We start from the raw sequence: 10,076 nt of genomic DNA on the forward strand, positions 1-10,076 counted from the left end.
GCCGTCCTCGTGCCCCGCACCCACCCCCCTCAAACCGCTGACCAGCCGCGATGAGCACAGGCAGGGCTATCTACAGCTGCCGTATCAGCTCGGCCTTGTTGGACGCGACCGCCGAGGCCGCGCCGTGGGCGAGCTTGAGCATGAGCGCCAGCAGCTCCGTGCGCTCGCTGTACGGCGGGCGGCCCAGCACCTCCCACCGGATGCGTTTCGCCCACTTGTGGATCTCCGGCAGCAGGTAGACGGAGAGGTGCCTCCACGCGGAGGCGGTCATGATGACCTTCCAGTCGATACCGGCGGCCTCCCTCGTGGAGGCGAACCACAGCACCGTGATGGAGGCCAGGCCCGTCTTGCCCAGACCGTGCGGGCCGCGTACGGCCACGCGCCGCTCCCTGGGCAGCGCCCCCACGATGTCCTGCTGGTAGGCGGTGAGCCCCTCATCCTCCTCCCACCGGATGCAGTCCCTCGCCCACCCGACAGGGTCGTACATGTACCGGGTCACCCGGTGCGCGTTCCTGCGGGTACGCCGAGCCTGCAACCGGTCCCGCAGCTCCCGCAGCGTGTCCACGTCCCCGGACAGGACCAGGGCAGCGATCTGCTGCTCGATGTCCTCAGCCGTCGTCATCCTCGGCCCGCATCTCCTCCATGAGGGCGAGGATCTCGTCCCCGAGCTTCTGCGCGTCCAGGTTGATGCGGCGCGGTGCCTCCACGCCGGTCAGGCGGGACCGGCCGCGGATGCACTCCAGCACGATGCGGGCCGCGTGGTGGCTGCGGTCCTTCCCGATCGCCGCGGACCACCATGCGGCCTGAAGGCGGTCATAGCGCAGCACCTCCAGTTGGCGCAGCTCATCGATGTCGGCCTCCTCCCGGGCGATGCTCTCCTGGATGGCTCTGTCGATGGCCTTCTTCGCTGCGCTCGCGTCGGCATAGCCCACCTGTTGCGCGATGGTGCGCAAGTCCATGCCGGCGAGGAAGGCCTGGAGGGCTTGCTTTCGGCGTTCCGCGGCACTGAGGCGTTGCCGGGGTGAGGCGGGCATGGGTTTCTCCGTATTCCGTGTCCTTGTTTCGGGTTTCAACTACCTCGGGTTAGGTGGTCATGAGGCGGTGGAGTTCCTCCCGGGCATGCCGGTCGCGGTCGAATACGCCGGTGTAGGAGGCGGTGACCATCACGGAGCCGGGCTTTCGGGCGCCTCGGTGGGCGAGGCAGCCGTGTTCGGAGCGGATGATGCAGGCGGAGCCGAGGGGAGCCAGGTGCTCGTCCAGGGCATCGGTGACTTGCCGGGTGAGCTGCTCCTGTGTCTGGAGGCGCCGGGCGTATACGTCCAGGACCCGGGGGAGCTTGGACAGGCCGGCGACGGCCCCGCCGGGGGGTGGCTGGTAGGCGATGTCGGCGGTGCCCGTGAACGGCAGCATGTGATGGGCACAGAGGGACGTGAACGGCACGCCGGTGACCATGATCGGGGTTCCCGGGTGGTCGACAGGGAAGACGCGGGCGAGGTGGACGGCCGGGTCCTCGTCGTATCCGGCGGTCATCTCGTTGAGGGCGCGCAGCACGCGGGCCGGGGTGTCGATGACCTCCGGGTGGTCCGGGTCCAGGCCGCGGGCGGTGAGCCACGCGCGGACGCCTTGCTGGAGAGCCAGGGCGCCCGGGAGGGGGTCGCCGGGGTAGGCCGGGGCCGGGATGGTCTGCTCGTCGGTGGTGGTCATGGCTCAACGGCCCCTTTCGTCGCCCCACGCCAACACGTGCAGGCGGGTGGTCAGGTTGAAGCCCGCCGCTATGGCAGGGTCGGCGATGGTGGCGAGGTGCTCGGTGACGGCCTGCGGGGTGGTGCCCTCCGACATGGCCCACACGAGGCGGGGCGGGATGCCGTACAGGTCGCACAGGCGGGCCACCTCCTGCACGTGGGCCTCGGTGGCGCACACGAACTTGAAGGAGGCCCGGCCCGTCCAGCGCAGGACGGCGAGGGCCTTGCCGTTGATGCGCTTGTGCTCCGGGTCGCCAGCGTGGGCGAGTTTCGGGGACACGTTGAAGCGGGTCACGGTGGCCGCGGTGTACGGGGTGGGCGGGATGGTGCCGTTGGTCTCCACCTCGATGTCCACACCGGCCGCGGTGAGGCGGTCCAGGAGCAGCTGCCAGCCGGGTTTCTTCTGCTGGAGGAGCGGCTCCCCGCCGGTGATGACCACCACCTCCGGGTCGCCGTCCAGCAGCTCGGGCACGAGGTCCTCCACCGGGCGGCGGGTGAGTTCCTTGCGCAGGTCGAACCGGGAGGCATCCCACGTGTACGGGGTGTCGCAGTTGTGGACGAGCCAGCCCTCCGCGATGTAGTTGCCGGTGCTCGTGGTGAGCGCCACGACCTCCCCGTGCCCGGCGTCCTCCACGGCCAGCACCTCACGCGCGTTGTTGGGGGCGCGGCCGATCATGGAAGCGAGGGACTGAGGCTTTGCCGGGGTGGCGCCGACCAGGAAGCGCCATAGGTCCCCGCCCCGGGTGCGTAGGCGGATGCCCTTGGGCTCCCGGGCCACGTCGAAGCCGAGGCGTACGGCAGCGTTGTAGGTGCGCTCGTAGACGCGGCGGCCGTCATCGCTGGTCTGGTACTGGGTGATACGGACGATAGTGCCGCTGCTGACGCTGCCCTCGGCGTCGAACATCCCGGCGAGGTAGCCCCAGGCCCATGACTCGTTGTCCAGGTCCTCCTCCACCCACTGCTCGAACCGTTCGGCGGCGGCTTTCTCTGTAAGCCAGAGGGCGGACATGGTGCCGTGCCCGGTGAAACCGGTGCGGCTGTGGGTGCCGGGACGCAGGGTGAAGCCCGCGCGGGCCGCGTACTCGCGGGCGCGGTCGAGGAGGGGCTGCTCGTTGAGGGCGAGGCGGAAGCGCCGGTACTCGCCGTTGCCCTTGCGCAACGTCCAGAACGATCCGTCCCCGTCGGCGAGGCCGGATACGTAGCCACGCTCGTACGCAGCTTGGTCCCGCTTCTGAGGCTCGGCGAGGAACGTGCAGTTGAGCCCCTCGGCTCGGGTGAACTCCCGCCAGCCGGACCGGACGGCGCGGTTCTTGGACGTCCAGGCCCGGGTGTCCGCGGAGCACACGAGGTTGCCGTTCACTTGGATGAGCGGCGCCTGGCGACGCTCGATGTGGGTGACCGTGGACGGCGCCAACGCCCCGTGCTTTCCGCTCTCCGGGGCGGTGCGCCCGAGCACGACATCGCCGACTTTCAGCAGCTCAACGGGGGTCCAGGTGAAGTCCTGTCGCAAGATCAACATACCGGGTACCGTACACCAGTGACAACTGAGGTTGCAGGCGCCGAGGCGGCAGAAGGAGGCGCGGCGCCCGGTGGAGGGCCCCTCCCCCTGGACGGTGCGGCTGAACGTCTCGGAGACGATGAGGGTGGGCTCGTTCATGCCGCGGCCTCGGTGGGGTCGGCGGTCCAGGTGGCGGCGTTGACGTGGGTCTCCTGCACGTGGACGCGGGACACGTAGGCGCCGGGGGCGCGCACGAGGCGGTCCAGGGCCTCGGCGGCGGTGGCCGCGATGAGGGCGGCCACGTTCTCCACGGTGGGGCAGCCGTCCACCTCGTAGACCTTGCACGCGTTGGCGCGCAGTACGGGGACGAGGGGGTCATCCGGGCAGAGCATGACGCCGTGGTCGAGGTTGGCGTCTATCCAGCCGCGCAGCTCCCGCTTGAAGGGGCCGAACTCCACGACGAGCCCGGACGGGTCAAGGTCGGCGGCCTCGACGGTGACCTCTGTCCACCAGGAGTGGCCGTGCAGGGATACGCACTTGCCGGGCAGGTGGGGCAGGCGGTGGGCGGTCTCGAAATTGTGCCGGACTGTCACGGCGCGCATGGGGGTGCTCCTCAGCAGGGGGTGTAGGGGATGGCGACGGTGTAGCGGGTGGTGCCGTTGTCGTGGCCGATCTCGTCCGGTACGCCGATCACGTCCAGGTGGATGGCCCGAAGCCGGTACTGGCCGCCCCACGGCTCCCATTCCGGGGCCACGTAGCCGTCCAGGTGGGCCCACAGCCGGTCCGCGACGTCTTCGTTGGTGGCGTCCTTGAAGGGGCGGCGGGTGAGCTCGTGGATACGCCGCAGGAGGGCCGCGTTCGTGTCCTCGAAGGACGGGTAGCCGTGGCGGCCGACGGTGTCGTAGACGACGGTGACGGAGCCGGTGTGGGAGTGGGCGCGCAAGCCCATGGGCCGGTTGACGTTGGTGAAGAAGATGGGCAGGGGGCCGACGGTGACGGTGCGGATGAGGCCGGTCGTGTCCGGGGTGGGGGCGCTCATGGGCGGGTGTTCTCCTGTCGTGCGTTGTGGACGCCTGCGGCGGCGCGGTTGAGGTTGGTGGCGCTGCCCTCGGCGAGGTACAGGTGCAGGCCGGGCGGTGCCGGGGCGCCGTTACGGGTGATGGGGTTGCGGGGGCTCGGGGGCAGGTGGATGGGGCCGTGGCGGCGGCGTAGGTACTCCTCCGCCCGGCGCCACGCGATGCCGGCGACCGCGCAGGCCGCCGTCGGGGTGTAGTTGGCGCGGGACGCGAAGGAGGCCGGGTCGGCGTAGTGGGCGCGCAGCAGGTCCCGGTGCTGGAGCAGGGCCTGCTTGTCGCGGAGCTTGAACTTGACCCACGTGCCGCGGTCGGTGTCGAACAGCAGCAGGTCCCCGAAGCGGAAGCCGCTGCCCCAGGTGGAGGAGTCCACGCTGTAGAACGGGAAGTCCCGCAGGGCGCGCCACACGGTCATGCCGAAGCCGTGGAAGACCGCGCGGCCGTCGGCGATCTTGAAGGCTTTCGCGATCCACGGCAGGACCTCCTGCACGGGGTTGCCGAGGAGTTTGCCGAGGGCGATGTAGGTGTAGCCGTCGTCGATGTAGCGCTCCAGCCACTCCCACGGGTCGCCGGTGTGGAAGACGGGCAGGGGGGTGAGGCCGTGCTCGCGCTCAAGGCGTTTCTGGTTGTCCCAGGTGGCTTGCGGGCCGCCGATGACGTCGAGGTTGGCGTACAGGGTGAGTTGCCGGTCCCACTTGTGGCACCACGCCGCGTAGTCCTCCAGCGTGAGGTGCAGGCCGAGGGTGCGGGCGGAGTGCGCGCCGGAGTCCCCGAACACCCATGAGGTGGGGGTGGGAAGGTTGGTGGTGAAGTCGCGCATGTCCACGGTGCGCCAGAACGCGTATGAGCACAGGGCTTTGAATGGCTGGTCCAGGCCGGTGTGGACGGTCATGCTGCCGTCTCCCTCTGGCGTGCCTGGTGGACGCCGACAGCCGCGCGCACGGTGTTGGTGGTGGTGGGCTCCGCGAGGTACAGGTGCAGGCCGGCAGGGGCCGGGGGGCGGCCGTTGCGTGCCACCGGGTCCCGGGGGCTCGGCGGGATGGTCTGGGGGCCGTGGCGGTCGCGTAGGTACTCCTCCGCGCGGCGCCAGGCGATGGCGGCCAGGACGGTGGCCGCGGTGCGGCTGTAGGTGGCCCTGGTGGCGAAGTGCATCGGGTCGGCATGGTGGGCGCGCAGCAGGTCACGGTGCTCCAGCAGCTGGGCCTTGTCGCGCATCGTGAACTTCACGAACCGGCCGCGGGCCGGGTCGAACAGCTTGACCACGCCGAACCGGAAGCTGCTGGTCCAGGTGGAGGAGTCCACGGAGTAGAACGGGAACTCCCGCAGGGCCCGCCACACGGTCATGCCGAAGCCGTGGAAGACCGCGCGGCCGTCGGCGATCTTGAAGGCTTTCGCGAGCCAGGGCAGCACCTCCGGGATGGGGTTGCCCAGGAGCTTGCCGAGAGCGATGTACGTGTACCCGTCGTCGATGTACCGCTCCAGCCACTCCCACGGGTCCCCGGTGTGGAACACGGGGATGGGGGTGAGGCCGTGCTCGGTTTCAAGGCGTTTCTGGTTGTCCCAGGTGGCTTGCGGGGCGCCGATGACGTCCAAGTTGGCGTACAGGGTGAGGTGATGGTCCCAGCGGTGGCACCACGCCGCGTAGTCCTCCAGCGTCAGGTGCAGGCCGAGGGTGCGCGCGGAGTGCGCGCCGGAGTCCCCGAACAGCATGGTCTGCACGGGCACCTCGGACATGAATCTGTCCATGTTGCGGTCGTGGAAGTAGGCGTAGGAGCACAGCGGCTTATACGGCTGGTCCAGGCCGGAGAAGGTGACGGTCACGAGGCGACGGCCCCCCGGTGGTGCTCCACCTCGTCCATGAGCCCGTACAGCTTGGCCTCATCGTCCTTGCCGGGGTGGGCATCCAGAGCGCGGCGCCACCGGTCGAACAGGCCGGCATCCACGGTGACCTTGATCTGCGGGCGGAACACGTCCTCGTTGGGCTCGCCGTGCTTCTCGGTGAGCTCCTGGACCTCATCCGGCGGGGCCGCGAGGAGGTTGGTGATGTCCTCCAGGTCCTGGTCGGTGTAGCCGGTGCCGTCCAGGTCATCCAGGGAGGCCAGCAGCTCGGAGAGCGCGTCGTAGTCGTATGCCCCCTTGTCCGCGGTGCGGTTGTCGGCAACGTTGATCGCCGTGGCGGTCTGGTCGTCGCAGGTGAGGATCTCGCAGCGGGCGCCGGGCTCCCAGGACGGTTCGTTGTTGCACACGCCGCAGCCGGACGTGCCGCAGTCCCCGGGGCCGTGCTTGGCGATGGCCTGCATGGTGTGGTTGCCGGCCAGGACGACGAGGCGCCCGCCTGCCTCCTCGCGGACGACGAGGGAGCGGTATTGGCCGTTGCGGCGCAGGCTGGCGAGGATGGCGTCGACGTCTCCCCGTTTGGCGTTGCCCGGGAACGGGGTGAGTTCCTCGAGCGACAGGAACGCGGTCCGCAGGTGGGTGGCGTGAGACATGGGTGTTCCCTCAGGGGTGGTGGGCTACGGCTGGGGGTCGGCGGTACGGGCGCGGTCCAGCAGGCAGCGGAAGCGCTCGGCGTCGTCGTTGGGGTTGGGGCAGTGGAGGGTGAGCCCGTAGAAGTCGTCACGGACCTCCGGCGGGACGCGGAACTTGAGGACGGGCCAGAACTCGTCTTCGGCGTCGCCGGGGCCGTCTCCTCCGCCTGCCTCGCCGTACTCGCGGTCCTGCGGCTCGCGCCGGTAGGTGTCGGCGAGTTCCTCGATCGGGGGCGGTGGGGCGATGAGCCGCTCGACGTCGGCCGGGTCATAGCCGGTGCCGACGTAGTCCTCATCCAGCAGTGACAGCAGCTCCACGAGGGCATCGGTGTCCCAGCCGCCTCGCTCCGCGGTGCGGTTGTCCGCGAGGACGATGCGGCGGGCGGTGTCCTCATCGCACCGGATCAGCTCACAGCGCGCGGACGGCTCCCACTCCTGGCCGTGGCAGACGGCGCACGGCTGCTCCTGCTCTGCGGTGGTGAGCCGGCAGGGGCCGGGGCCGTGGGCGGCCAGGGCCTGCATGGTGTGGTTGCCGGCCAGGACGACGAGGCGCCCGTCTCCCTCGTCGCGGACCACGAGGGAGCGGTATTGGCCGTTGCGGCACAGGCTCGCGAGGATCGCGGGCACGTCCCCGTGGCGTGCGTTGCCCGGGTACGGGGTCAGCGTGTGGAGCGGCAGCTGCTGGGTGCCGAGGTGCCGGACGCCGGTCTCTGTGGGCATGGCTCGTCCAGGGGATGTGATCGAGCCCGGCCCAAAACCAGCGGCGTGTGCATTATCGCCGCACGTCAAGACTGTGCAGCGGTGCGGCGGGCGGCGCGGCGGGCGTCCTGCTCCTGCTGCCACTCCCGGAAGGTGCGCCCCTTCATGCGGCGCCGGAACTGCGGGATGTTGTTGGAGGGGATGCCGACGGGGGCCGGGCCGAGGACGGCGAGGAGGTCTGAGGCGTCCTGGTTGTGCCAGCCTGCGGAGCGGATGGCTGCCTCATCCGGGAACACGTCGGCCACGCGGTCCCGGGCCGGGTCAAGCAGGTGGTCCTCCGTGCCGCCGTAGCTGTACACCCACCGGAAGTTGCGGGGCGGGGCGGGCTCCACGAGGCGCCGGAACCGGGTGACTTCCTTGGTGTAGCAGTAGAAGTTCACGCCGGGCCGGAAGTGCATGATGCGAAGCCAGGCGGACAAGTAGTGGTCGCTGAAGAAGTCTCCGGCGTCATGTACGCGGACCCATCCGCCCTGGTGGCGCGGGTGAGCGAGCTCGGCGCACATCTGGCGTTGCCAGCCGGGCAGGTCGTCCAGCACATAGGCGAGGTTCTGCTGGTGGCGCTTGATGACGCCGGGGAAGTTGTACGTGCCGTTTCGGGCATAGCAGGCCAGAGCGCAGACCCCGGCCGCGGGGCAGGTCTTGACGGTGCGCCCGTCCGGCAGGCGGGTGGCGAGCGCGGGCAGGGTCCAGTTCCATATGCCCTGCGTCCCGCAGTTCGCTGTTCTGCGTCAGCAGCGTCTCGGGACGCCAGTACCGGAGGCGGCGGGCCGGGGGGTCCAGCAGGGTGACGGTCATGGCCGGTCGGCTCCCGCGGCCTTGATGAGGGCGGCCACCGTGACCACCGCGTCCGGGGCGTGCTTGGAGTCCAGGACGGCCACGAGGGTGCGCAGGGCGCGCAGCACGATGTCCGAGGTGGAGGCATCCGGCAGCAGCTCCCGGACGGCGTCCACGAGGCGGGCGGCCTCGTCGCGGTCCTCGGGGGTGTAGGTGAGCAGCATCTGCACGTGGCCGGGCGGCGCCGGTGCGGCCGGGGCGGGGGTGGCGGCGCCCTCGGCGGGGAGCTGCTGGACGTTCGGGGCCTGTGGCGAGGTGGTGGAGGGCGCAGCGGCGGCAGGGGCCTCGGCGGGGGCCTGCTGCGTTTCGGGGCGCGAGCGGGGGGCGGGCTCCTCGTAAGCCTCCTCCAGGCCCTCCTCCTCGGTGTCCTCCAGTACGGACAGCAGGCCCTCAAGGTCGGCGTCGGAGTAGCCGGTGCCGGTCAGGTCTTCGTCCAGGCCGGCGAGGAGCTCCACGAGGGCCTGCTCGTCGTACGTGCCTTCCTCGTGGCTTCTGTTGTCCACCAGGACGATGCGGCGGGCGGTGTCGTCGTCGCACGTGATCAGCTCACAGCGGGCGGACGGCTCCCAGGGCTCGCCGTGGCAGACGGCGCAGGGGCGTTCCTCCTCCCCCACTTTGACGGTGAGCCCGCAGGGGCCGGGGCCGTGGGCGGCCAGGGCCTGCAACGTGTGGTTCCCGGCGAGGACGACGAGGCGCCCGTCGCCCTCGTCGCGGACCACGAGGGAGCGGTATTGGCCGTTGCGGCAGAGGCTTTCCAGGATGGTGGGCACGTCGCCGCGGCGGGCGTTGCCCGGATACGGGGTGAGCTCGTGGAGGGGGAGCGTCTCGGTGCCGAGGTGGGTGACGCCGGTTTCGGTGGGTGCCATGTCTCGCCCAAGGGGGTGCGTTCGAGACTCGGCCCATAACCAGCAGTCACGGTGAGCATAAGAGGACGCCGGGACGGGGTAGGCCCGCCGCGGCTGTGCCGGGCGGGCCCTCGGGGTGGTTGGTCAGTTGATGCCGGGCGGGTACGGGGTGAGGTGACCGCACCCGTGGCACCGCTCGCCGTCTCGGAGGGCCTCCGTTGACCCGTGGCAGCGGGGGCACTCCCCCAGTTCCACCACGGGCCCCCGGCCGGTGCGGCAGGCCGGGCAGTAGTGGGGGCCGTCGGGGCGGGTGAGGTCCCAACCGGCTCGTTCAGCGGCGGCCCGTTCGAAAGCGTCGTCGGCGCCGGGCAGTCCGATGTGCAGGGCCAGGCATTCGGTGGTGTCGCACACGGTGGCGAGGACGAGCGTCACGGCGTCGGGTCCTTGTCGGTGAGGGTGGCCGGGGCAGGGATGGTGGCGTAGGAGGCCCACTGTCTCGGCTCGTTCATCGGGTTGTCCGGCCCGGGGCGGGCGGAGAAGTCGCGGGTGCCGTCCAGCAGGTACTCATACGCCCCATCGTGGTAGGGGCCCTGTACCTCGCGGATCACGGCAGTGCCGCCGGGCAGGCGACGGGCCCATATCTGCCCGATGTGGTGGACGGCCGTGCCGACAGGGAGCGGGTGCGCGGTGCGGGTCATGGCCGGGTCCTTAGTGTCCTGCGCCTGAAATTGCAGTCGTAAGTCTGTAGGCTGTTTTCATGTCGCATCGGGGTCCGCGTGCTGTCGAGGTTGTGCTGT

14 protein-coding genes are annotated in these 10,076 nt (G+C 70.5%); all 14 read right to left on the reverse strand.

The annotated features are described in order from the left end of the window. Nucleotides 1-70 precede the first annotated feature (70 nt). Nucleotides 71-622, reverse strand: coding sequence for a hypothetical protein (locus H8R17_RS42815; RefSeq protein ID WP_187828589.1), 552 nt, complete (start codon nt 620-622; stop codon nt 71-73). Then, nucleotides 609-1,034, reverse strand: coding sequence for a hypothetical protein (locus H8R17_RS42820; RefSeq protein ID WP_187828590.1), 426 nt, complete (start codon nt 1,032-1,034; stop codon nt 609-611). The genes H8R17_RS42815 and H8R17_RS42820 overlap by 14 nt, the downstream gene beginning before the upstream one ends. A gap of 49 nt (nt 1,035-1,083) precedes the next feature. Beyond that, the gene (gene folE, locus H8R17_RS42825) at nt 1,084-1,704 is read right to left on the reverse strand and encodes a GTP cyclohydrolase I (protein ID WP_187828591.1); all 621 of its coding nucleotides are present in this window, start codon (nt 1,702-1,704) and stop codon (nt 1,084-1,086) included. 3 nt (nt 1,705-1,707) lie between these two features. Beyond that, on the reverse strand, nt 1,708-3,261 hold the full coding sequence (locus H8R17_RS48215) for a 7-carboxy-7-deazaguanine synthase QueE (protein WP_262505973.1): 1,554 nt from the start codon (nt 3,259-3,261) through the stop codon (nt 1,708-1,710). Between the two features lie 134 nt (nt 3,262-3,395). Continuing rightward, on the reverse strand, nt 3,396-3,842 hold the full coding sequence (locus H8R17_RS42835) for a 6-carboxytetrahydropterin synthase (protein WP_187828592.1): 447 nt from the start codon (nt 3,840-3,842) through the stop codon (nt 3,396-3,398). A gap of 11 nt (nt 3,843-3,853) precedes the next feature. After that, nucleotides 3,854-4,279 carry a hypothetical protein gene (locus tag H8R17_RS42840; RefSeq protein WP_187828593.1) on the reverse strand — a complete coding sequence of 142 codons (426 nt, stop codon included), beginning with the start codon at nt 4,277-4,279 and terminating at the stop codon, nt 3,854-3,856. Next, on the reverse strand, nt 4,276-5,205 hold the full coding sequence (locus H8R17_RS42845; protein WP_187828594.1) for a hypothetical protein: 930 nt from the start codon (nt 5,203-5,205) through the stop codon (nt 4,276-4,278). The genes H8R17_RS42840 and H8R17_RS42845 overlap by 4 nt, the downstream gene beginning before the upstream one ends. Next, nucleotides 5,202-6,134 carry a hypothetical protein gene (locus H8R17_RS42850; protein WP_187828595.1) on the reverse strand — a complete coding sequence of 311 codons (933 nt, stop codon included), beginning with the start codon at nt 6,132-6,134 and terminating at the stop codon, nt 5,202-5,204. Before H8R17_RS42850 ends, H8R17_RS42845 begins: the two co-directional genes overlap by 4 nt. After that, entirely contained in the window at nt 6,131-6,802 is a 672-nt protein-coding gene (locus H8R17_RS42855; RefSeq protein ID WP_187828596.1) for a ParB/Srx family N-terminal domain-containing protein, read from the reverse strand. Before H8R17_RS42855 ends, H8R17_RS42850 begins: the two co-directional genes overlap by 4 nt. Nucleotides 6,803-6,826: 24 nt before the next feature. After that, nucleotides 6,827-7,561, reverse strand: coding sequence for a hypothetical protein (locus tag H8R17_RS42860; protein WP_187828597.1), 735 nt, complete (start codon nt 7,559-7,561; stop codon nt 6,827-6,829). Nucleotides 7,562-7,626: 65 nt separating this feature from the next. Then, nucleotides 7,627-8,298 carry a GP88 family protein gene (locus tag H8R17_RS42865; protein WP_316959719.1) on the reverse strand — a complete coding sequence of 224 codons (672 nt, stop codon included), beginning with the start codon at nt 8,296-8,298 and terminating at the stop codon, nt 7,627-7,629. A gap of 93 nt (nt 8,299-8,391) precedes the next feature. Next, entirely contained in the window at nt 8,392-9,300 is a 909-nt protein-coding gene (locus H8R17_RS42870; RefSeq protein ID WP_187828598.1) for a hypothetical protein, read from the reverse strand. 123 nt (nt 9,301-9,423) lie between these two features. Further along, complete coding sequence (locus tag H8R17_RS42875) at nt 9,424-9,711, reverse strand: hypothetical protein (protein ID WP_187828599.1); 288 nt, start codon at nt 9,709-9,711, stop codon at nt 9,424-9,426. Then, the gene (locus tag H8R17_RS42880) at nt 9,708-9,977 is read right to left on the reverse strand and encodes a hypothetical protein (RefSeq protein WP_187828600.1); all 270 of its coding nucleotides are present in this window, start codon (nt 9,975-9,977) and stop codon (nt 9,708-9,710) included. Before H8R17_RS42880 ends, H8R17_RS42875 begins: the two co-directional genes overlap by 4 nt. Between the last annotated feature and the right edge of the window lie 99 nt (nt 9,978-10,076).

It is taken from the genome of Streptomyces sp. TRM68367 (assembly GCF_014495685.1).
In the GTDB taxonomy this organism is placed as follows: Bacteria; Actinomycetota; Actinomycetes; order Streptomycetales; family Streptomycetaceae; genus Streptomyces.